A 21,562-nucleotide genomic window follows, 5' to 3' on the forward strand; every position below is an offset into this window, starting at 1 on the left:
TAATTCTCGCATACTTCAGTTTCCTCTTAGGCGCATGTTCACTTATCTCTTCGTGATCTTCCTGCTGGCCATGGTCATGACCAAGTTGTGGCTGGCGGCCCGCCAGATCCGCCACGTGGTCGCCCATCGTGCCGCTGTCCCCGAGCGTTTCGCCGGCACGATCACGCTGACCGATCACCAGCGTGCGGCCGACTATACGGTCGCCCGCACCCGGCTCGGCATGGCCGAAATCTTCGCGCAGGCTGGGCTGCTGGTTGCACTCACCCTGCTCGGCGGCCTGAACCTGCTGCATATCGGCATCACCGAGTGGCTGGGCGACGGTTATCTGGCCCAGATTGCACTGATCGGCGCCGTGCTGCTCATCTCCGGCCTCGTCGATCTGCCGTTCACGTACGTGCGTCAGTTCGTGATCGAGCAACGGTTTGGCTTCAATCGCATGTCGATCGGGTTGTTTATCGTCGACCTGATCAAGGGCACCGCCGTTGGCGTCGTGCTGGGTCTGCCGCTGCTCTTCGTCGTGCTGTGGCTGATGGAGCGCGCCGGGCCGCTGTGGTGGCTGTACACGTGGGTCGTGTGGGTCGCCTTCAACCTGTTCGTGCAGTTCATCTTCCCGCACGTCATCGCGCCGATGTTCAACAAGTTCGAGCCGCTGGCGGACGTCTCGCTGGCCGAGCGCATCGAAGGATTGATGAAACGCTGCGGTTTCGCCGCGCGCGGACTGTTCGTCATGGACGGCTCCAAGCGTTCGGCTCACGGCAACGCCTACTTCAGCGGGTTCGGACGTGCCAAGCGCATCGTCTTCTTCGACACGTTGATCGAGCGCCTGTCGCCTGCGGAAATCGAAGCGGTACTGGCCCACGAACTGGGCCACTTCAAGCGCCGCCATATCACCAAGCGTCTCGTCGTCGCCTTCGCCCTCTCGCTCGCGTTCCTGGCCTTGCTTGGCTGGCTCACCGGCCGCACGTGGTTCTACACGGATCTGGGGGTGATGCCGTCGATGATGGGCAGCAACAACGCCCTCGCGCTGGTGCTCTTCTTCCTGGTGCTGCCGGTGTTCGGCTTCTTCGCCAGCCCGCTGAGCAGCCTCACGTCGCGCAAACACGAATTCGAAGCCGATGCGTTCGCCGCCAGTCAAACACAGGCGAGCGACCTCATCAACGCGTTGGTGAAGCTGTATCAGGACAACGCGTCGACGCTCACGCCCGACCCGGTCTACACCGCGTTCTACTATTCGCACCCGCCCGCCTCGCAGCGCATCGACCGACTGCTGGGGCACGCATGAAGCGCGGCGCAAAAGTGAAGGCGGCCCTGCCCGCCACGACCGCAGAAGCCCGCCGGCTCGGCCGGGTCGCCGCCGCCCACGGCCGACACTACGTGGTCGAAGCCGACGATGGCGAGACGGTGCTGTGCTTCCCCCGGGGGAAAAAGAGCGAGATTGCCGTGGGCGACGAAGTGGCCTGGGCACGTACGGGCGATCAGGGTGTGATCGAAGAAATTCTGCCGCGCCGTAATCTGCTCTACCGCTCGGATCAGTTCAAAAGCAAGCTGTTCGCGTCGAACATCGATCAGTTGGTGATCATGCTCGGCACCGAACCGTATTTCAGCGAAGACCTGCTCGGCCGGGCACTGGTGGCCGCCGAAGCCAACGAATTGCATCCGCTCGTCGTCCTCAACAAGACGGACGTCGTCGCTGCATTGCCGGCGGCACGCGAGCGCCTCGCGCCCTACCGGGCGCTGGGCTACGAAGTGCTGGAGTTGTCGGTGCGCGCCGATCCGGAGGCTGCACAAGCCATGCTTCTGCCGCGACTGGCGCATAAGGCATCGCTGCTGCTAGGACAGTCGGGCATGGGCAAGTCGAGCCTCGTGAACCTGCTCGTCCCCAACGCCGCTGCGGCCACGCGTGAAATTTCGACGGTGCTCAATTCCGGCAAGCATACGACGACGTTCACCCGGATTTTCCATCTCCCCGACGGCGGCCTGCTGATCGACTCGCCGGGGTTTCAGGAATTCGGCCTGCACCACCTCAAGGAGGGTGTGCTTGAACGTGCGTTCCCGGAATTCCGCCCGTTGCTCACCGGCTGCCGGTTCTACAACTGCCATCACCTGAAAGAGCCCGGTTGCGCCATTCTCGCTGCCGTTGCGGATGGCCGGATCTCTCAGCAACGCCACGCCCTGTATGCCCAACTTGTGCATGAGTCGGAGCAGGAAGTGCCTTATTGAATCGGGCGACTGACTGGATGCCGAGAAATGAAAAAACCCCGCCGAAGCGGGGTTTTTTCATGGCTTGCTGCCGGTCTCAACCGAGCCAGACCGCGAGCGTCAGCAGCAAGAGCAACAGCATCCACAGCAAGACAGCGCGCCACACCAGCCCGACCGCGGCCTGAAGCGTGCGTGGCGTGCATTCGCCACCGACGGGCAGCACAGCGTCATCGCCCTGATTGAGCGCATCGATGCTCGAGACTTCTGCCAACGGGCCGGTCAGACGAGCACCCAAGGCGCCACTGCCTGCTGCCAGCAAAATGCCTTCGTTCTCGTTCGGCCACTGCTTGGCGTAGTGACGCCAGGCGTAGATCGCATCTTCGAAATTGCCCACGATGGCGAAGCCGATGGCCGTCATGCGAGCGGGCACCCAATCGATCACATAGAACGCCTTGCGCGCAAACGCGCCGAACGCGGGACTGCGATCCGGGGCAGGTTCGGTCCAACGGCGCGACAGATATTCCGCCAACCGGTACAACACGGCGCCCGCGGGGCCGATCGGGATAAGGAACCAGAAGAACACGCCGAATACGTGGCGGTGCGATGCAATCACGGCGTGCAGCAACGTATGACGCACGATCTCGTCGACGGGCATGTCGACCGTGTCGATACCGATCCACTGGCGGAGAATTTCCCGCGCTTCGTTGACGTTGTCGTTGTTGAGCGCGACGTGAATGTCGGTGAAGTAGTGGCTGAACTGGCGAAAGCCCATCGTCAGGTAGACGATCAGCACGTTCCATGCAAAGCCGAGCAGAATGTTCACCCGCATGAGCAGGTAATAGACCACGCCGACCACAAGCACGAACGGCACCACGACGACCAGCCACGCCAGCACGCCATGACGCGGTTGACCCGCGTCGAACGATTGGGAGGTGTGCGTCGCGTGGGAGCGAATCAGGTTGTAGATCGGGTTTTGCGTGGACAGCGCACGCACCTGCTCGAGGATCAGCGCGAGGAGTACCGAAAAGAATGTCATGCGTGCGATCGGGTCACCGGACGGAATAATGTAACGATAGCACAGCTTCTCGCGAATGCCCGTGCCATGCGCCTTCGCGACGCATTCGATCCGCAGTTCACGCAGGTGAATTGCGCAACTTTGGTCCTAGTGCGTCAGGCGCGCAGTAGCTGATAGAAATTACGCAGCATGCCGGCCGTCGCCCCCCAGATGAAATACTCGCCACCGGCCGGCCTCGGATACGGCATCGCATAAAAGCGTCGTTCACCGACCTGATAGTTGAAGACCCGAATCTGGTGATGCGCCGGGTTCATCAAAAAATCGAGCGGGACTTCGAAGATCTCATCGACCTCGCCCGCGTCGGCCACGAGCTCAATCGACGGTCTGACCAAGCCGACGACAGGCGCGACACGAAACCCCGTGCCGGTAACGTAGTCCGGCAATCTCCCGATCACTTCGACGGCGCCGGCGTCTAGCCCGATCTCTTCACGTGACTCACGCAATGCCGTCGCGATCGGCGTCGGATCGTCTGGCTCACGACTCCCGCCCGGAAAGCTGACCTGCCCCGCGTGGGTGCTCAGGTGTTGCGTGCGCTGGGTGAGCAGTACCGTCAGGCCCTGTGGGCGCATGACCAAAGGCACCAGCACAGCGGCGGCACGTGGCGTGAAAAGCGTGGGGGAGACAACTTCGATGGCACCCGCATCGGGTGTCCAGACAGGCGGGCTGGCGAGACGGTCTCGCAGGGCCATCGGGGTCAGTCGCTCAGCCGGCACCGCAGCCTCCCCCTCGCCTGTCGAGACGATGGGCAACGCTTCAGGATGCAGGATAAGAGGTGGCGCCACGTAGGCCTTTGAGGGACGTATAACGTTGCTATTTTACCGGGGAAGCGTCGACTGCGTATGCACGAAGAAAAATCCGATTCCCCACGCAATTCGAGCGATTCGATCGTGATGACGTATTCCCACAAACGAAAAAAGCACCCCAAGGGGTGCTTTTTCCATGCAGCTTTTGCTATGCCCGGCCACGAGGTCGCCAGGCACGGCAGCGTCCAACTTACTGGGCAGCGACGGTCTTGCTCTTGTACGTGAGCTTTTCCTTGATACGTGCCGACTTGCCCGAACGCTCACGCAAGTAGTACAGCTTGGCGCGACGAACGTCACCACGACGCTTGACTTCGATGCTGGCGATCAGCGGCGAGTACGTCTGGAACGTACGCTCAACGCCTTCACCCGACGAAATCTTGCGAACGATGAAGGCCGAGTTCAGGCCACGGTTACGCTTGGCGATCACGACGCCTTCGTAAGCCTGCACACGCTTGCGCGTGCCTTCAACCACGTTCACGTTGACGATCACGGTGTCGCCCGGGGCGAATTCGGGAATCGTCTTCGACGCGGTCAAACGCGCGATTTCTTCTTGCTCGATCTGTGCGATCAGATTCATTTACCACTCCTTGTGCCATCGTATCGGCGTTCTACCGGCAAGCCGGCCCCGACAGAGGATGGGTTCAAACCGAATGCCGCCCCCATGGCGACACCCGTTGCCTACTTCGCCGACGAATCGGCGGCGAGGCTTGCCAGCCATGCCTCATCGGCACGACTGAGCAATCCGTTGGCACGCGCGCTCTCGATCATGTCGGGACGCTTGCGCCAGGTATTGGTCAACGCCTCGCGGCGCCGCCACTTTTCAATCTCGGCGTGGTGCCCGCCCAACAGGACGTCGGGCACGCGCACACCTTCGTATTCTTCAGGCCGCGTGTAGTGCGGGCAGTCGAGCAAGCCATTCACAAAACTGTCCTGCTCGGCCGACTGCGAATCGTTCAGTACGCCCGGCAGCAGCCGGATTAGCGAATCCATCAGTGCCATCGCCGGCAGCTCACCGCCCGACAGCACGAAGTCGCCAACGCTGACCTCTTCATCCACCACACGATCGACCAGACGCTGATCGATGGCTTCGTAACGGCCGCACAACAAGATCAGCCCCTGCTCCTGCTCGCGCAACTCGGTCACCCGGCGATGCGTGAGCGGCTTGCCTTGCGGCGACATCAACAGCACGCGTCCACGCGACACACCGGCTTCGGTCTGCGCAGCTTTCGCCGCAGCGATTGCATCTTCCAGCGGCTTGGCGAGCATGACCATGCCCGGCCCGCCACCGTACGGACGATCATCGATCGTGCGATAGCTGTTGTGCGTGAAATCACGCGGATTCCAAAACCGCAGGTCGTAACGCGACTGCTTGAGTGCCCGGCTGGTAACGCCCCAGTCGGTCAGTGCCCGAAACATCTCGGGAAATAGCGTGACGACGTCAAACTGCATCAGGCCGGTTCCGTCCAGAGTTGCCCGAGTCGAAAAGGTCCCGGGCGGTCATTCGGTCATCTCAGTAGTCGAGACCCCAATCAGCCACAATGCGCCCCGCCTCGGTATCGACGGTCTGCACATACTGGCCAACAAAGGGAATCAGGCGCTCGGCAGCTTTTGCCGGTTTGCCATCAGCCGCCGGCACGTCGTAGGCCACTCGCAAAACGGTATGTACCCCGTTGTCGAGCAAACCGACGACCTTGCCGAGCGATTCGTCCTGGAGATTCGTTACCTGAGCGCCAATAAGGTCGACCCAGTAAAACTCGTCTTCGTCTGCTGTCGGAAACGCACTGCGCGGCACCCACACCTGAAAGCCCTTGAGGGCTTCGGCGGAGGTACGGCTGTCGCTGCCGCGCAAGTGCGCAACAACGGTGCCGGAGTGTCCCCGGCTTTGCAGCACCTCGGCCGTGCTGAAGGTCGTGTCGCCTGGACGCTGGAGATACCAGCTTTCGGCGGTCAACAAACCTTCACCATCGCCCCCGTGCGGCTGCACCTTGATCCAGCCTTGAATCCCGTAAGCGTCGCCAATATAGCCAAGCTCGACAAGATCATCGGGGACTTCGGCAGCAGGCGCGAGCACCTGCGACACGTCCGTGCCAGCGGCACTTCGCGCGTCAGCACCGATTTTCAGCGGTACCCGCGCACCTGCGGGTCGAACGGAACGAACCATGCCAATCCAACGTTGAGACGAACACACGGCGATGCCCGTCCCGAATCGCTCCGGAACAGGCATCGCCGTTCAATTCTTATGCCGCCAGAAAACCGACAGCAATGCGTACTGCTTGATCAGCAAAAGCTTAGGCAGCAGCCTTCGGAGCTTGCTTGATCAGGCGAGCCACGGTCGGCGACAGTTGTGCGCCAACGCCTTGCCAGTAGGTCAGACGGTCTTGAGCGATGCGCAGACCTTCCGTGCCTTCAGCGGCGACCGGGTTGTAAAAGCCAATACGTTCGATGAAACGGCCATCGCGACGATTACGCGAATCGGTAGCAACGATGTTGTAGAACGGGCGCTTCTTCGCGCCGCCGCGAGCCAGGCGGATAACGACCATAATAAATCCTTGAATCCAGAAGTGTTCGGACAGAAAACGCGTGATTATAGCGCAAAACCCTCGTCAAAACAAACACATCCCCGGGAACCGTCGAGACCGGGCCGCGCCTTGCCCGTGTTGTGTTGTGCGACGGACACCGCCGAAGCGCCATGTTGCTGGTCTACAATGTGCGCATCCTGTGCGAGAAGCGAGTCCGGCATGCGACGATTTCCCGATGGATGGCAGCCATCTCTGCGCCGGCAACGGCCTGTGAAGCCCGCCCCGATACCCACCTTAGTCACCCTACCCGCCTTATTCACCCGGCTCATCGAATTCGCCGGGCTCGTCAGACTCACCCAGTTCCCCCGGTTCGCGCAGCACCTGCTTTACCTGCTCGCCGGTCTGCTGGCAATGACACCGGCCTTCGCCAAGGCACGCGACGCCCTTCCCATCGAACAACTCGTCCTGCCCCCAGGCTTCTACGTCGAAGTCCTGTCCGATCAGGTGCCAGGGGCCCGCGGCATGGTACTCGGCCCCAAGGGCACGTTGTTTGTGGGCAGCCGCGGCGAAGGCAATGTCTACGCGATCACCCTGGACCCGTCCCGCGCCTATGCAGCCAAAGCGCGAACCGTGGCGTCGGGCCTGAACATGCCGGTCGGCGTCGCCATGCGCGATGGTGCGCTATATATATCAGCGGTCTCGCGCATCCTGCGGCTCGACAACATCGAAGATCGCCTCGACAACCCCGGCCAGCCCGCCGTCGTCTACGCCAAACTCCCGTCCGAGACCCACCATGGCTGGCGCTACATCGCCTTCGGCCCGGACCAGCGCCTGTACGTCGGCGTCGGCGCGCCGTGCAACGTCTGCAAACGCGATGAAAGCCGGTACGCCATGATCGGCAGCATGCGGCCCGACGGCAGCGACTGGCGCGTTGTCGCGCGAGGCGTGCGCAACACCGTCGGCTTCGACTGGCAGCCGGGCACGAATACGTTGTGGTTCACGGACAACGGCCGGGACATGATGGGTGATGATGTACCCGACGACAAACTCAACCGGCTCACACGCGCGGGCGAACATTTCGGCTTCCCCTACTGCCACGCCGGCAACGTCGCCGACCCGGAGTTCGGCCGCGAGAAAGCTTGCTCAATGTTCACACCACCGATGGCCAAGCTCGGCGCGCACGTCGCGGCACTCGGCATGCGCTTCTATACAGGCAAGCAGTTCCCGGAAGACTATCGCGGGAATATCTTCATCGCGGAGCATGGCTCCTGGAACCGCTCCCGCAAGGTCGGCTACCGCGTCATACGAGTCGTGCTCGACGCAAAAAACAACGTCGTGAAGCAGGAAGTTTTCGCGCAGGGCTGGCTCGGTGCCGACGAGTCTGTCTGGGGCCGCCCCGTTGATCTGCTGACGCTCCCCGATGGCTCACTGCTCATCAGCGATGATCACGCAGGCGCCATCTATCGCATTACGTACCGCAAACCGTAAGGGGCTGCGATGACGCATCGACATCGTTTAACGCTCGCGCCCGGTCAACGCGCCTCGGTCAGTGAAGGAACTGACCCCGACCACTATCTGTCAACATCCCATGGTATTCACGGCACCGCCCGGGCGTTTCACCTCGTGCCCCGCGCGACACTTGCGCCGTCCCTGCCCTCTCCCTCACTCCGCCTATTCAAAATCATGACCCAACGCCTACCCTCCTCATTCGCCTCATATGTCGCCATGTTGCTCGTGCCTGCCGCAATGCTGGCCGGCTGTGCCGCCCCCTCAGGCGGCGGCGCCACCCCAGCGGCAGCCGGCGACAGCAACGCGACAGCGGCTGCGACAACCCCGGCCGATATCCTCGGCACCTGGCAGTTGGTCCGTTGGGAAGGCGCCAATGACATTCCGAGCCTGCCGGAAGGCCGCGTGATCAATCTCACGTTCAACGACAAGGGTGCGTTCTCCGGCACCGGGGGATGCAATCGCATTTTCGGCCAGTACACGGTCGGCCCGGCCAACGGACAGGTGAGCCTGAAAGCCCCGGCAGCGACGCGCATGGCTTGCCCGGACTCGATGGCGTTTGAAGACCGCTATCTCAAAACGTTGCCGCGTGTCGCGCGCTTCGAGCGCCGCGACACCCAACTGATCCTGAGTGCACCGGGTGGCGAGACGCTGACATATGCATCGCAGACCTTGCTCAATCGCCCGGTTGCCGGTGCCACCGGCACGACCAAAACGGAAGATCGCGTACTCGACGTCGACTCGCAAATGGCGGACTGTGTCGGCGTTGGGCCACGCAAGTGCCTTCGCGTGCGCACTGCTGACGATTCCGGTAAAGCCCCGTGGGAACTCTGGTACGCGCACATCGATGGCTTCGACTGGAAGCCCGGCGTAGAATACCGCGTGAAAATTCACGGCGAGCCTGTCGACAACCCGCCCGCCGACGCTTCGAGCATGCGCTGGACGCTGGTCGAAGTCATTCGTCAAACGCCCACCCGATAACCGTCCCTGATGAGCGCTCTCACCTATAAATCCAAAACCCTGACCGCCGGTCTGGCGATGCTGTTCGGCACACTCGGTCTGCACCGCTTCTATCTGTATGGCCTGCGCGACCCGTTTGGCTGGGCGCACATCGTAGGCTCGGCCTGCGGCGTGGCGGGGTGGGGTTTGTTGGTGACGAGCGATCTCGGTTCCACCGCAGGCTGGGTGCTGACGATTCTGGGAGCCATCTCCCTGTTCTCGGCGTTTCTCTCGGCCATCGTCTACGGACTTCGCCCGGATGAGCGCTGGGACCAACAGTTCAACCCCAACGCGACCAAGCGGTCGCGCTCGGGCTGGACTGCGGTCATCATCGTGAGCGTGTCGCTCTTCGTTGGCGCGATGCTGATGATGGTGGGTTTTGCCGTCGCGTTTCAGACGTACTTCGAGACGCACGACACGCCCAACCGCCTGTCGCAGTAACCACATCCCCTTCTGCGCGTGAGCACTGTGAGCCCCCTCATCCCGAACGATCGACGGCCGACGCTGGGTTTCATCGGCGCTGGCCGTGTTGCGAAAGCCTTGTCGGTCGCGGCGTCGCGTTCGGGATACGAAGTGACCGCTATCGCGAGTCGCAGCTCCGGCACCGCGCAAGCCCTTGCCTCCCAATTCCCGCAGTGCACCGCCATCGCGGTCGACGACGCGCGTGGCATGAATGGTGTTTTCGATCACGCTGACCTCGTTTTCCTGACGGTGCCCGACGACGCGCTTGCGTCCTGCGCGGCGACTCTCTCGCCCGCCGACAACCAAGCCCTCGTGCATTGCAGCGGCGCCTCGGAAGTCGAGTTGCTGCGGCCCGCAGCGAAACACGGTGCGCAAATCGGCGGCTTCCATCCGCTGTTCCTTTTTGCCGGGCTCGCCGACGACGCCACACGCATGGCCGGCAGCGCCATCACCATTGAAGCCGAACCCGCGTTCGCGACGACCCTGCGCGCACTGGCCAACGCCATTGGCTGCCGACCGCTGGAGATTCCGGCCGGGGAACGCATGCGATATCACGCGGGCGCCAACTACGCAGCGAGCTTCCTGCTCTGTTTGCTGGAAGAAGCGACTGAACTCTGGCGGGCCATCGGCATGCCGGAGAACGATGCCAAAGAAGCGATGTGGCCGCTCGTCATGGGCACTCTCAACGCCGCACGGGAGCGTGGGCTTTCGGGGGCACTTGCAGGCCCTGTCTCGCGCGGCGATGCCGGGATCGTGACCCGGCACACCGAGGCGCTCGCCAGTATGGGCGGCAATCACGCCACGCTGTACTCGTTGCTGACGCAGCGTGCGATCCGGCTTGCGCGGCAGCGCCCCAACGCGGACAACGATGCGCTCGACGCGATCGCGCGCGCCATCGCCCCCTACGTGCCACCGGTCTCGCCGGTTGCCCCCAAAGACACACCATAGCCTCATCCAACTGGCCCACGCCTGCGCCCAGTCGACCATTAGCGTCCCACCCCATCCGCCGTTAGTCATCTTTGCCTCCCCACCAAATACTGTATAAAAACACAGTATAATGACAAGCATTCCCTATGGATTCCCGTCAAACGGAATCCGGATTGCACGCAAGGAGACTGGCCATGGCTTCTTCATTCGCGCCGCCCCCGGCCCGCCGAGGCCGAGGCGCTGTCGCCAACCTGGAATCGCGCTTTTCCGAGTTCCGGCGAGAAGCGGACGAGACCCGCCATGAATCGGACATGGCCCATGAAACCGAGGTCAAGTTCGTTACGCAGGTCGCGCTGGAAACAGCCCGCACGATCATCTCGCGGAACACGTCGTCCGACATTCCCTTCGACCGCTCCATCAACCCGTATCGCGGCTGCGAACACGGCTGCACGTACTGTTTCGCGCGGCCGACCCATGCCTATCTTGGGCTCTCGCCGGGGCTCGACTTCGAGACGCGGCTGTATGCCAAGACCAACGCCGCCGAGCGGCTCGACGCCGAACTGCGCAAACGAGGTTATCAACCGGCGTTGCTGGCGCTCGGCGCGAACACCGATCCGTATCAGCCGATCGAGCGCGAGTACCGGATTACGCGCAGCGTGCTTGAAGTCCTGGAGCGTTTCGGGCACCCGGTCGGCATTACGACGAAATCGGCACTCGTGACGCGCGACATTGACATCCTGTCGCGCATGGCGCAACGCGGGCTCGCGCGCGTATTCATTTCAGTGGGAACGCTCGACGCCGACATCGCCCGCAAGATGGAGCCGCGGGCCAACACGCCCCCGAAACGCATCGAAGCTATTCACAAGCTCACGCAGGCCGGCATCCCAACGGGCGTGATCGTCGCGCCGATCGTGCCGGCGCTGACCGATTTCGATATCGAGCGGGTATTGACGACGGCCGCTGAGGCCGGGGCCACGTACGCCGGGTACACCATGCTGCGCTTGCCGCGCGAGGTGCACGACGTTTTCGTCGAATGGCTGGAGGTGAACTATCCGATGCGCGCCCGCCACGTGATGAGCCTGATCGAGCAGGTACGTGACGGCAAACACAACAGTGCGGAGTTCGGCACGCGAATGCGCGGGACCGGGCTGCATGCCGAACTCATCCGGCAACGCTTTCTTCTGGCAGCCCGCAAGCTCGGGCTCAATCAGGCGCGCCCGCCGCTTCGCAACGACCACTTCAAGGTGCCGGATCTCCCTGTGCCGTCGGCCGACACCCCAAGCGCGACGGCCAACCCGCAAATGCCGCTTTTTTAAGCAGCCGTACCGCTCACGCTTTCACTCTTCGACGTTGACCGTGAGCGTCTCTTTGATTTCTTCCATCACGACGTAACTCTTCGACTGCACGGCGCCCGGCAATTGCAGCAGGATGTCGCCAAGCAATTTCCGGTATTCCGACATTTCGCGAATGCGCGCTTTGATCAGATAGTCGAAGTCGCCCGAGATGAGATGACACTCCATGACCTCGGGAATACGCAGCACTTCGCGTCGAAACTGGTCGAACATGTTCCCCGATTTGTGATCGAGCGTGATCTCGACGAAGACCAGCAGCGCCGCGCCCAGCGCCGCCGGATTCACGCGCGCGAAGTAGCCCATGATCACCCCGTCGCGCTCCATGCGCTTCACCCGCTCGATGCATGGCGTGATCGACAGCCCCACCTGTTCCGACAGGTCTTTCATCGACATTCGGCCGTCTTGCTGAAGCAATGTGAGGATGCGCCGGTCAAGCCGGTCCAGCGTCCGAATCGATTGCTGCTGCATTCGCATGATTTTTTCCTGTATTCAACCGATATTCATTAACTAAACCTAGCTATCCGAGAATAGCATGCCATTAATTACTGCATAACTACGGATTTACAGGAGTCCACGCAATGAAGGTCATCGTTCTCGGCAGCGGCGTCATCGGCGTTACCAGCGCCTACTACCTGGCAAAGGCCGGGCACGACGTCACGGTGCTTGATCGCCAGGTTGGCCCGGCGCTCGAGACCAGCTTCGGCAACGCCGGCCAGATTTCGCCGGGCTACGCCTCACCGTGGGCAGCACCGGGTATTCCGACCAAGGCGATCAAGTGGCTGTTCCAGAAGCACGCCCCGTTGGCGATTCGTCCGGACGGCTCGCTCTCGCAGTTGAAGTGGCTCTATCAGATGCTGCGCAACTGCACGCCGGAGCGTTACACCGTCAACAAGGAACGCATGGTGCGCATTGCGGAATACAGCCGCGACTGCTTCCGCGCCCTGCGCGCCGAGACGGGTATCGCGTATGAAGGCCGTCAAGCCGGCACGCTGCAACTGTTCCGTACCGACGAACAACTCGCCAATGCCGCACGTGACATCGCCGTGCTGGAAGAAGCCGGCGTGCCGTTCGAACTGCTCGATCGCACGGCCCTCGCCAGCGCCGAACCGGCCCTCGCTGCTGTGGCGCACAAACTCACGGGCGGCCTGCGCCTGCCGAACGACGAGACCGGCGATTGCCAGCTCTTCACGACGCGTCTGGCCACGATGGCCGAAGCGCTCGGCGTGAAATTCCGCTACGACATGCCGATCGACGGCCTGCACGTGGTCGGCGACAAGATCGAAGGCGTGGTGTGCGCCGGCATGATGCAGCGCGCCGACGCCTACGTTGTGGCGCTCGGTTCTTACTCGACGCCGTTCCTGCGTGGCATCGTCGACATTCCGGTCTATCCGCTCAAGGGCTATTCGATCACCGTGCCGATCGTCGATGCCGAACGCGCACCGGTCTCGACCGTGCTGGACGAAACCTACAAGATCGCCGTCACGCGTTTCGACGATCGCATTCGCGTCGGCGGCATGGCCGAAGTCGTGGGCTACAACAAGGCACTCAACCCGGCACGCCGCGCCACGCTCGAAATGGTCGTCAACGATCTGTATCCGGGCGCGGGCAACACGGCGGAAGCGTCGTTCTGGACCGGCCTGCGTCCGATGACGCCGGACGGCACGCCGATTGTCGGCGCCACGGCGCTGCGCAATCTGTTCCTGAATACGGGGCATGGCACGCTGGGCTGGACGATGTCGTGCGGCTCCGGCCAGTTGCTGGCCGATCTGATGTCGGGCCGCCGGCCGGCCGTTTTGTCCGACGATCTGTCGGTGGCGCGCTACAGTGGCGCGCCGGAAGCGCAGGCCCAACCGGCCTTCGCCTGATGCATCGAACGGCACCTTCGGGTGCCGTTTTTGTTTGGGGGCTCACATGGATCGCAAGGGTGTGATCGATGCGGGCCATGCGATGAGACGCGACACCTCGATGCCGCGCCCGCCCCGCCTGATGACTGATTCGATCGCGTTTTTTTGCCGTCACATCACAACAGGAGACACATCATGAAGATCGGCGTACCGAAGGAGATCAAGAACCACGAATACCGCGTAGGCATGACGCCCGCAGCCGTACGCGAAGTCGTGGCACGCGGGCACGAGGTATGGATCGAGACGCAAGCCGGTGCAGGCATCGGCATGGACGATACGGTCTACGCTGCTGCCGGGGCGCGAATCGCTGCCAATGCCGTCGACGTCTTCGACCGTGCCGAGTTGATCGTCAAGGTCAAAGAGCCGCAGGCGGTTGAGCGTGCACGTCTACGCCCCCATCACACGCTGTTCACGTATCTGCACCTCGCCCCCGACCCCGAACAGACCCGCGACTTGATCAAGAGCGGTGCTACGTGCATCGCCTATGAGACGGTGACCTCGGCCACTGGCGGTCTGCCGTTGCTCGCCCCGATGTCCGAAGTCGCCGGCCGCATGTCGATTCAAGCCGGCGCTACGGCGCTCGAAAAAACACACGGCGGCCTTGGCCTGCTGCTCTCCGGCGTGCCGGGGGTGGAAGCGGGCAAGGTGGTGATTCTCGGGGGAGGCGTCGTGGGCACCAATGCCGCGACGGTGGCGATCGGCATCGGTGCGCAGGTCACCGTCATCGACAAGTCGGTGGATGCGTTGCGACGCATCAGCGCCCAGTTCGGCGGACGTGTGCAGACGGTCTACTCGACACAGCACGCCATCGAGCAACATCTTCGCGAGGCGGATCTCGTGATCGGCGGCGTGTTGATTCCGGGCGCCGCGGCACCGAAGCTGATCACTCGGGCGATGCTCGGACTCATGCGCAAGGGGTCGGTCATCGTAGACGTGGCGATCGATCAGGGCGGCTGTTGCGAAACATCGCATCCGACCACGCACGCCGATCCGGTCTATATCGTGGAAGGCGTCGTGCACTACTGCGTGGCGAATATGCCGGGTGGCGTGCCGCGCACCTCGACGTTTGCGTTGAACAACGTGACGCTGCCGTTCATTCTGCAACTAGCCGAGCATGGCGCCGTAGCGGCGATGCGCGCTGACCCGCACCTGCTCGCGGGTCTGAACGTCGCACGCGGCATGGTGACGAATCGAGGCGTGGCCGAGGCGCTCGGGCTGACCTATCACGATCCGCACGCCGTTTTGGCCAACCTGCCGGCGGCTGCCTGAGCGGCACAGGGGACGCCGCGCACGACATCGGTCGTCAGCGCCCAAAACGTTGAAGCCTTTGGGTCCGGAAAGCATTGTCCGGACCCGCTTTCCGCCCTCCGCACGCCACCCTTCCGCCTTCATCACGGCGCCCCGCCCGCGCCCTTCGCCTCTCTGCGACGCCGATACCACTGACTCGCCCGATCAAGATAGAGATACACGACTGGTGTGGTGAAAAGCGTCAGCGCCTGCGAGAGCAGCAAACCGCCGACCATCGCATACCCCAGCGGACGCCGCAATTCCGAGCCCGCGCCACTCCCCAACATCAACGGCAAGCCCGCGAGCAACGCGCACATCGTCGTCATCATGATTGGCCGAAAGCGCAGCAGGCACGCCTGATAGATCGACTCCTCGGGCGAGAGACCGTGCTCGCGCTCCGCCGTCAGCGCGAAGTCGACCATCATGATCCCGTTCTTCTTGACGATCCCGATCAGCAGGATGATGCCGATCAGCGCGATCACGCTCAGATCGTGTCCGCCGATCATCAGGATCAGCAGCGCGCCCACGCCTGCCGATGGCAGCGTAGAAAGAATGGTGAGCGGGTGGATATAGCTCTCGTAGAGCAAGCCGAGCACGATATACACCGCAATCAGTGCGGCCAGAATCAGGTACGGCTGCGTCGCGAGCGAATCGCGAAACGCCTGCGCCGTGCCTTGAAAGGTGCCGTTCAGCGAAAGCGGAAGATTCATCTCGGCCTGCGCGGTTCGAATCGCATCGACCGCCTCGCCCAGCGACACCCCCGGCGCGAGATTGAACGAGAGCGTCACAGCGGGAAACTGGCTCTGGTGGCTAATCAGCAGGTAGTTGGTCTTGCTGCGGTCCACCGAGACGAACGTAGAGAGCGGCACGCGCTGGCCTGTGATCGGCGACGTGAGATAGAGCTTGTCGAGCAACGACGGATCTGACTGCAATGCGGGCGTGACTTCCATGATCACGTGATAGCTGTTGATCTGCGTGAAGTACTGCGCGATCTGGCGCTGCCCGATGGCGTCGTAAAGCGTTGACTCGATAACCGCAGGCGAAATGCCGAAACTCGACGCCCGGTCGCGGTCGATGGTCAGTGTCGCCGTGGGCGCATTGCTCTGCTGGTCGGTCGCGAGATCCGTGAGTTGCGGCAATTTTCGCAAACGCTCCAGCAATCGCGGCGCCCACACGTTGAGCTCATTGATGTCGGCGTCGGTCAACGTGTACTGATACTGCGTGCGTGCCAGACGGCCACCGACATTGATGTCCTGCCCGGCTTGCAAAAACAGATTGATCCCTTCGAGTTGCGCGAGTTTAGGGCGCAGCCGCGCAATCACCTGATCGGCCGAGAGCGTTCGCCCGGCCGACTTCGGCTTGAGGTTGATGTAGAAATTTGCCGTGTTCGCGGTGGTATTGCCCGTATTGGCCACAAAACTCAGCACCGCCGGATCTTGCCGCACCACATCGGCCACCTTGACCACGCGCTCGCTCATCAGCTTGAACGACGTGTCCTGCGACGATTCCGCAAAGCCGAACACGAAGCCCGTGTCCTGTTGCGGGAAGAAACCCTTCGGGATCACGACGTAGAGCAGCGCTGTGAGCGCCACCGTGGCAATGAACACCATCAGCGTCACGAACTGATGCTCAAGCACGATATGCAGTCCGTGCCGATAACCGTCCTGCATGCGCGAGAAGCCGGTTTCGAACCAGCGATACAGACGGCCATGCTGCACGTTCGACGCGTCGCGCAAGAATCTCGAACAGAGCATCGGCGTGAGCGTGAGCGAGACGATCACCGAGATCGCGATGGTCAGCGTCACCGTGATCGCAAACTCCCGGAACAGACGGCCGACGATACCGCCCATCAATAGCAACGGAATGAAAACCGCCACCAACGACACCGAAATCGACACGATCGTGAAGCCGATTTCGGCGGCCCCGCGATAGGCCGCCTCCATCGGGGCCATGCCGTCCTCGACGTGGCGGTAGATGTTCTCGAGCATCACGATGGCATCGTCCACGACGAAGCCGACCGAGATCGTCAGCGCCATGAGCGAGAGGTTGTCGAGGCTGAAGCCGATCGCGTACATCACGGCAGCCGTCCCCATCATTGCGAGCGGCACCGTCACGGCGGGAATGAGCGTTGCGGGCAGATTCCGTAAGAACAGGAAGATCACCAGCACGACGAGCACACCGGTGAGCACCAGCGTGAACTCGACGTCCTCGACTGACGCCCGGATAGTCTGCGTGCGGTCGGTGAGCACGTTGACCTCCACCGCCGGGGGAATCGACGCCTGCAAGCGCGGCAACGCAGCCTTGATGCGCTCGACCGTGGCAATCACGTTCGCGCCCGGTTGCTTGGTCACGGCGAGAAACACCGAGCGCCCGCTCTTGAGCGGCTCACTCTCCGGCATGGCCGCGCCGCGATACGCCCAGCCAGCAAAGCGAGCGTTTTCCGGACCGGCCACGGCCTGCCCCAAGTCGCGCACACGCACCGGCGCCCCGCCACGGTACGCAACGATCACGTCGTTCCAGCGCACCGGATCGAGCAATTGGCCGTTGTCGTAGACCGTCACACTCTGGCGAGGTCCGTCGAAACTGCCTTTGGGCGTGTTGACGGTCGCACTCGCGAGCGCGCCGCGCACCGTTTCGAGATCAAGGCCTAGGGCTGCGACCTTGTCCGGATCGAGCTGCACGCGAATCGCAGGCTTCTGCGTGCCCCCGATGTTGACCAGCCCGACGCCATCGATCTGTGAAATCTGCTGCGCCAGGATGTTATCGGCGTAGTCGTTCACCATCGTGAGCGGCAAGGTGTCCGACTTGACCGCCATCAGCATGATCGGGGAGTCGGCCGGGTTGACCTTGCGATACGTTGGCGGACTCGGCAGATTGTTCGGCAACTGACCGCCGGCCGCGTTGATGGCCGCCTGCACGTCGACGGCTGCTGCGTCGATATTGCGGTTCAGATCAAACTGCAACGTGATCGACGTGGTACCCAGCGCACTGGTCGACGTCATCTGCGTCAGGCCCGCGATCAGCGAGAACTGCCGCTCCAGCGGCGTGGCCACATTCGACGCCATGGTCGACGGATCGGCCCCGGGCAACGTAACCGAGACCTGAATGGTCGGAAAATCGACCTGCGGGAGCGGTGCGACTGGCAACAGCGGCCACGCGGCGACACCCACGAGAAAGAGCGCCGCCGCCAACAGCGACGTGCCGATGGGACGTTTGATGAAGGCGGCCGAGATGGACATGGGTTATCGGGCCGCCGCCGCACTTGCTGAACTTGCGCCACTCGCCGGGCCCGCCCCAGCCCCCGTAGCGGCATTGCGCGCTTCCACCACCGATACGCCGGGACGCAACTTGAGTTGCCCCTCGACCACCACGCGCGCGCCCGGTGTCAGACCGCTTTCGATGATGGCGCGGCTGCCCTGCGTCATGCCGACCTTGACCGGTTGTACGGCGGCACGCCCGTCGCCCCCCACCACGTACACGAAGGTGCCGTTCGGCCCGTTCTGGATCACCGATGCATCGAGTGCGATGGCCTGCGTGATGACGCCGAGCGTCAGCCGGGCGTTGACGTATTGCCCGGGCCACAGGCGGTGATCGGCATTGGCGAAGGTCGCCTTCAACTGCACCGTGCCACTCGTGTTGTCGATCTGGTTGTTGATCAGCGTGAGCTTTCCCGAGGCCAGCATCTCGCTTCCCGTGCGCGGAAATACGTCGACCGCCAGCCCTTGAGTTCCAGCAGCTTGCATGGCGGCATTCACCCGCCCGACCGCCTCTTCCGGCAGCGTGAACAGCACGGTGATCGGGTCGATCTGATTGACGATGACGATGCCGTTAGCGTCTGCCGCGTGCACGATGTTGCCCACGTCGACCAACCGCACGCCGGTTCGCCCAGTGACCGGCGAGCGAATCGTCGTGTAGTCGAGTTGCACGGCGGCGAAGTCGATTTGCGCCTGATCGGTCATCACGGCGGCTTCCAGTTGTTTGACGAGCGCCGCCTGCGTGTCGGCCTGCTGTTGCGGCGACGCGCCTTGAGCAGCGAGTGTCTGGTAGCGCTTGAGATCGACGCGGGCGTTGACCAGTTGTGCCACGTCGCGGGCCTTGGTCGCGCGGGCCTGCTCAAGCTGTGCACGATAGGGACGTGGATCGATCTGAACGAGAAGGTCACCGGCCTTCACGTCCTGCCCTTCGTTGAACGCAATTCGCTCGATCTGGCCGTCCACCCGCACGCGCACCGTCACCGACGTGGTGGCTTGCACTGTGCCGATGCCCAAAACGTAGCGCGGCAGATCACGCGCCGAGGCGATGGTCGTGATCACCGCGACCGGCGCCGGCGGCGGTGCAGCGGGCGGCTTGCGGTTGGCGAACCAGCGCCAGATCAACAGCGCGACGATCACCAGCAGCAATAGCGCCAACCAACGCCAGCGGTGGGATCGTCGTGGGGATTCCGGTGGCGAGGCGGCGTCGGCGCTATCTCGGGGCGTGGATTGCGTCATGGCGCCTCCCTGGGGAGTCCGATCCAAAACGGCCGGGTGTTTGCCGCAATACGGGATGGGTACGGAGCGCACGCGGGACGGACCCACTGCCTGCGCCACTACCCCGACGACAAACACGAATCGTCCCCGACCACTCCAAGGGACGTGCCCCCGAGTGTGTCGTATCTGTTCGGGGCTCGCAGTCCGCATTTTCCCTGCCCGGACTGGCTTGCCATACGGCTGCCACCTGCCCGACAGGCTGACGCCATGGTGCTGTCATCCAACTCGCGCGGTGTCCGGTGGACCGTCAAAACGCCCGTTTGAGTTCACCCAACACAGTGATCCGGTGCCTGCCGGGCGTTGCTGCCGCCCTGTTGGTCACTCACGGCCGGCACGCCGCAAACTCACGCCAGGCCTTGCGCTTTGGACATGGGCGCACTCACTTCGTTATACTTGCCCCATCTCGACGGCGCCCGCCGGTCCCTGCCCGGTCGACGGGCACGCGCCGCCGCCCGGCATCCTGCCTGCGCAAGCCGTCAATGTCTGTGACCAATCGATGAACGCCGACCCCCAAGAAATCAGCAAATTCAGTGAGCTGGCCCACCGCTGGTGGGATCCGCACAGCGAATTCAAGCCGTTGCACGAAATCAATCCGCTACGTCTGGACTGGATCGAACAGCATGTGCCGTTGCAAGGCAAACGTGTGCTCGACGTCGGTTGCGGCGGCGGCATTCTGACCGAATCGATGGCGCGTCAGGGCGCTCGCGTCAAAGGGATCGACCTCTCGACGAAAGCCCTTGGCGTGGCCGATCTGCACAGCCTCGAAGCCGGTCTGCCGATCGAGTATGAAGAAATTGCCGTCGAAGCCCTGGCCGCACGCGAGCCGGGCACCTACGACGTGGTGACCTGCATGGAGATGCTCGAACACGTGCCGTCGCCGGCCTCGATCGTGGCGGCCTGCGCCACGCTCGTCAAACCGGGCGGCCATGTGTTCTTCTCCACGCTCAATCGGAATCCGAAGGCATGGCTGCTGGCCGTGGTCGGTGCGGAATACGTGTTGCGTATGTTGCCGCGCGGCACGCACGATTACGCCAAGTTCATCCGCCCGTCGGAGCTCGCGTCTTTCACCCGGACGAACGGCCTGACCGTGCGCGATCTGCGCGGCCTGACGTATAACCCGATCAACAAGCGCTACGCGATCAATCGCGATACCGACGTCAACTACATGGTCGCGTGTACACGCGATGCCTGATATGTTCGAGCCCCCTGTGCCCAACGTCTCCGCCGCCAATACCGTCAATGCCGACGTCAACGACGGCGCATCGCCCCTGCTGGGTGGCGATGTGCGCGCCGTCCTGTTCGACCTTGACGGCACGCTCGCCGACACGGCACCGGACCTCGTCGCCGCCGTCAACAAGGTCCGTACCGACCGCGGCTTGCCGCCCGGTCCCTACGAGACGCTGCGTCTGCAAGCGTCGCATGGCGCACGCGGTCTGATCGGCAGCGCCTTCGGCGTAACGCCGGACGATGCGGCGTTCCCGGCTCTGCGCGACGCCTTCCTCGCCAATTACGAAGCGGCGCTTTGCGTGCAAAGCCGTCTGTTCGAAGGCGTGCCCGAGCTGCTCGCGGCATTGACCGAGCGCGGCGTACCGTGGGGCATCGTGACGAACAAGGCGGCATGGCTGACTAATCCGCTCGTCAAGCTGATCGGACTCAGCGAAGGTGCCGCCTGCGTCGTATCGGGCGACACCACGCCGCATAGCAAACCGCATCCGGCGCCGCTGCTCTACGCGGCGGAGTGCATCGGCATTGCACCGGCACACATCGTGTACGTCGGCGACGATCTGCGTGATGTGCAGGCGGGCAAGGCGGCTGGCATGGCCACGATTGCGGCGGCCTATGGTTATTGCGGCGATACCCTCGCGCCTGCCCAATGGCAAGCCGACGCTGTCGTCGAAAGCGCGGGCGCGATCGCCCCGCTGGTGCTGTCCCGAGCCTGATCGGCCGCAGGGGCATCACCTTCCGGAGCAGGGTCGCTGGCACAGCGAGCCCGCTCCGGG

At 63.0% G+C, this 21,562-nt stretch carries 20 protein-coding genes; 11 read left to right on the forward strand and 9 right to left on the reverse strand.

What is annotated here, in order from left to right:
* The first annotated feature begins 34 nt into the window (after positions 1-34).
* Positions 35-1,282 (forward strand): M48 family metallopeptidase, encoded by a 1,248-nt coding sequence (locus tag AT302_RS17190; protein ID WP_058379474.1) that lies wholly within the window; start codon positions 35-37, stop codon positions 1,280-1,282.
* Complete coding sequence (gene rsgA, locus AT302_RS17195; RefSeq protein ID WP_058379475.1) at positions 1,279-2,220, forward strand: ribosome small subunit-dependent GTPase A; 942 nt, start codon at positions 1,279-1,281, stop codon at positions 2,218-2,220. The genes AT302_RS17190 and rsgA overlap by 4 nt, the downstream gene beginning before the upstream one ends.
* A gap of 76 nt (positions 2,221-2,296) precedes the next feature.
* Here the strand turns inward: rsgA and AT302_RS17200 are convergent, their stop codons facing one another.
* The 6 genes from AT302_RS17200 to rpsP form a co-directional block, all read right to left on the reverse strand.
* Complete coding sequence (locus AT302_RS17200) at positions 2,297-3,235, reverse strand: CobD/CbiB family protein (protein ID WP_058379476.1); 939 nt, start codon at positions 3,233-3,235, stop codon at positions 2,297-2,299.
* 134 nt (positions 3,236-3,369) lie between these two features.
* Positions 3,370-3,987, reverse strand: coding sequence for a CoA pyrophosphatase (locus tag AT302_RS17205; RefSeq protein ID WP_084656292.1), 618 nt, complete (start codon positions 3,985-3,987; stop codon positions 3,370-3,372).
* A gap of 280 nt (positions 3,988-4,267) precedes the next feature.
* Positions 4,268-4,654 carry a 50S ribosomal protein L19 gene (rplS, locus tag AT302_RS17210; protein WP_058379478.1) on the reverse strand — a complete coding sequence of 129 codons (387 nt, stop codon included), beginning with the start codon at positions 4,652-4,654 and terminating at the stop codon, positions 4,268-4,270.
* Positions 4,655-4,755: 101 nt separating this feature from the next.
* Positions 4,756-5,526 carry a tRNA (guanosine(37)-N1)-methyltransferase TrmD gene (gene trmD, locus AT302_RS17215; RefSeq protein ID WP_058379479.1) on the reverse strand — a complete coding sequence of 257 codons (771 nt, stop codon included), beginning with the start codon at positions 5,524-5,526 and terminating at the stop codon, positions 4,756-4,758.
* A gap of 61 nt (positions 5,527-5,587) precedes the next feature.
* On the reverse strand, positions 5,588-6,238 hold the full coding sequence (rimM, locus tag AT302_RS17220) for a ribosome maturation factor RimM (protein WP_064675101.1): 651 nt from the start codon (positions 6,236-6,238) through the stop codon (positions 5,588-5,590).
* 127 nt (positions 6,239-6,365) lie between these two features.
* A complete protein-coding gene (gene rpsP, locus AT302_RS17225) occupies positions 6,366-6,617 on the reverse strand; it encodes a 30S ribosomal protein S16 (protein ID WP_058379480.1) in 252 nt (83 codons plus the stop codon).
* A 390-nt stretch (positions 6,618-7,007) separates the two neighbouring features.
* On the opposite strand from rpsP, the gene AT302_RS17230 reads away from it, so the two are divergent.
* The 5 genes from AT302_RS17230 to AT302_RS17250 all read left to right on the forward strand — a co-directional run bounded on the left by AT302_RS17230 (position 7,008) and on the right by AT302_RS17250 (position 11,806).
* Positions 7,008-8,084: a PQQ-dependent sugar dehydrogenase gene (locus AT302_RS17230; RefSeq protein ID WP_058380393.1), complete on the forward strand. Its 1,077-nt coding sequence runs from the start codon at positions 7,008-7,010 to the stop codon at positions 8,082-8,084.
* Between the two features lie 195 nt (positions 8,085-8,279).
* Positions 8,280-9,083: an META and DUF4377 domain-containing protein gene (locus AT302_RS17235; RefSeq protein ID WP_167365810.1), complete on the forward strand. Its 804-nt coding sequence runs from the start codon at positions 8,280-8,282 to the stop codon at positions 9,081-9,083.
* Positions 9,084-9,092: 9 nt separating this feature from the next.
* Complete coding sequence (locus AT302_RS17240) at positions 9,093-9,542, forward strand: TM2 domain-containing protein (RefSeq protein ID WP_058379482.1); 450 nt, start codon at positions 9,093-9,095, stop codon at positions 9,540-9,542.
* Positions 9,543-9,569: 27 nt separating this feature from the next.
* Positions 9,570-10,511: a Rossmann-like and DUF2520 domain-containing protein gene (locus AT302_RS17245; RefSeq protein WP_084656294.1), complete on the forward strand. Its 942-nt coding sequence runs from the start codon at positions 9,570-9,572 to the stop codon at positions 10,509-10,511.
* 173 nt (positions 10,512-10,684) lie between these two features.
* Positions 10,685-11,806: a PA0069 family radical SAM protein gene (locus tag AT302_RS17250; protein WP_058379483.1), complete on the forward strand. Its 1,122-nt coding sequence runs from the start codon at positions 10,685-10,687 to the stop codon at positions 11,804-11,806.
* A gap of 21 nt (positions 11,807-11,827) precedes the next feature.
* Here AT302_RS17250 and AT302_RS17255 read toward each other — a convergent pair whose 3' ends face one another.
* A complete protein-coding gene (locus AT302_RS17255) occupies positions 11,828-12,316 on the reverse strand; it encodes an Lrp/AsnC ligand binding domain-containing protein (protein ID WP_058379484.1) in 489 nt (162 codons plus the stop codon).
* Between the two features lie 104 nt (positions 12,317-12,420).
* Here AT302_RS17255 and AT302_RS17260 point away from each other — a divergent pair, with 104 nt between their 5' ends.
* Together AT302_RS17260 and ald are read left to right on the forward strand one after the other, a co-directional pair.
* Entirely contained in the window at positions 12,421-13,707 is a 1,287-nt protein-coding gene (locus tag AT302_RS17260) for a D-amino acid dehydrogenase (RefSeq protein ID WP_058379485.1), read from the forward strand.
* 174 nt (positions 13,708-13,881) lie between these two features.
* Positions 13,882-15,015, forward strand: a complete 1,134-nt coding sequence (gene ald, locus AT302_RS17265) for an alanine dehydrogenase (protein ID WP_058379486.1) — start codon at positions 13,882-13,884, stop codon at positions 15,013-15,015.
* A gap of 122 nt (positions 15,016-15,137) precedes the next feature.
* On the opposite strand, the gene AT302_RS17270 is transcribed toward ald, so the two are convergent.
* Positions 15,138-18,272 carry an efflux RND transporter permease subunit gene (locus AT302_RS17270; protein WP_058379487.1) on the reverse strand — a complete coding sequence of 1,045 codons (3,135 nt, stop codon included), beginning with the start codon at positions 18,270-18,272 and terminating at the stop codon, positions 15,138-15,140.
* A 3-nt stretch (positions 18,273-18,275) separates the two neighbouring features.
* Entirely contained in the window at positions 18,276-19,523 is a 1,248-nt protein-coding gene (locus AT302_RS17275) for an efflux RND transporter periplasmic adaptor subunit (protein ID WP_084656295.1), read from the reverse strand.
* A gap of 535 nt (positions 19,524-20,058) precedes the next feature.
* On the opposite strand from AT302_RS17275, the gene ubiG reads away from it, so the two are divergent.
* On the forward strand, positions 20,059-20,754 hold the full coding sequence (gene ubiG, locus AT302_RS17280; RefSeq protein ID WP_058379489.1) for a bifunctional 2-polyprenyl-6-hydroxyphenol methylase/3-demethylubiquinol 3-O-methyltransferase UbiG: 696 nt from the start codon (positions 20,059-20,061) through the stop codon (positions 20,752-20,754).
* 1 nt (position 20,755) lies between these two features.
* Positions 20,756-21,502, forward strand: a complete 747-nt coding sequence (locus tag AT302_RS17285) for an HAD-IA family hydrolase (protein ID WP_084656296.1) — start codon at positions 20,756-20,758, stop codon at positions 21,500-21,502.
* Positions 21,503-21,562: the final 60 nt, after the last annotated feature.

This window comes from Pandoraea norimbergensis (genome assembly GCF_001465545.3).
Taxonomy (GTDB): Bacteria; Pseudomonadota; Gammaproteobacteria; order Burkholderiales; family Burkholderiaceae; genus Pandoraea; species Pandoraea norimbergensis.

Bases quoted from the DNA above. Each gene is read 5' to 3' on its own strand.
- AT302_RS17190 (WP_058379474.1), top strand. From the start codon at position 35: ATGTTCACTTATCTCTTCGTGATCTTCCTGCTGGCCATGGTCATGACC.
- AT302_RS17240 (WP_058379482.1), top strand. From the start codon at position 9,093: ATGAGCGCTCTCACCTATAAATCCAAAACCCTGACCGCCGGTCTGGCG.
- rsgA (WP_058379475.1), top strand. From the start codon at position 1,279: ATGAAGCGCGGCGCAAAAGTGAAGGCGGCCCTGCCCGCCACGACCGCA.
- AT302_RS17200 (WP_058379476.1), bottom strand. From the start codon at position 3,235: ATGACATTCTTTTCGGTACTCCTCGCGCTGATCCTCGAGCAGGTGCGT.
- AT302_RS17235 (WP_167365810.1), top strand. From the start codon at position 8,280: ATGACCCAACGCCTACCCTCCTCATTCGCCTCATATGTCGCCATGTTG.
- ald (WP_058379486.1), top strand. From the start codon at position 13,882: ATGAAGATCGGCGTACCGAAGGAGATCAAGAACCACGAATACCGCGTA.
- rpsP (WP_058379480.1), bottom strand. From the start codon at position 6,617: ATGGTCGTTATCCGCCTGGCTCGCGGCGGCGCGAAGAAGCGCCCGTTC.
- trmD (WP_058379479.1), bottom strand. From the start codon at position 5,526: ATGCAGTTTGACGTCGTCACGCTATTTCCCGAGATGTTTCGGGCACTG.
- rimM (WP_064675101.1), bottom strand. From the start codon at position 6,238: ATGGTTCGTTCCGTTCGACCCGCAGGTGCGCGGGTACCGCTGAAAATC.
- AT302_RS17230 (WP_058380393.1), top strand. From the start codon at position 7,008: ATGACACCGGCCTTCGCCAAGGCACGCGACGCCCTTCCCATCGAACAA.
- AT302_RS17250 (WP_058379483.1), top strand. From the start codon at position 10,685: ATGGCTTCTTCATTCGCGCCGCCCCCGGCCCGCCGAGGCCGAGGCGCT.
- AT302_RS17255 (WP_058379484.1), bottom strand. From the start codon at position 12,316: ATGCGAATGCAGCAGCAATCGATTCGGACGCTGGACCGGCTTGACCGG.
- AT302_RS17285 (WP_084656296.1), top strand. From the start codon at position 20,756: ATGTTCGAGCCCCCTGTGCCCAACGTCTCCGCCGCCAATACCGTCAAT.
- rplS (WP_058379478.1), bottom strand. From the start codon at position 4,654: ATGAATCTGATCGCACAGATCGAGCAAGAAGAAATCGCGCGTTTGACC.
- AT302_RS17270 (WP_058379487.1), bottom strand. From the start codon at position 18,272: ATGTCCATCTCGGCCGCCTTCATCAAACGTCCCATCGGCACGTCGCTG.
- ubiG (WP_058379489.1), top strand. From the start codon at position 20,059: ATGAACGCCGACCCCCAAGAAATCAGCAAATTCAGTGAGCTGGCCCAC.
- AT302_RS17260 (WP_058379485.1), top strand. From the start codon at position 12,421: ATGAAGGTCATCGTTCTCGGCAGCGGCGTCATCGGCGTTACCAGCGCC.
- AT302_RS17275 (WP_084656295.1), bottom strand. From the start codon at position 19,523: ATGACGCAATCCACGCCCCGAGATAGCGCCGACGCCGCCTCGCCACCG.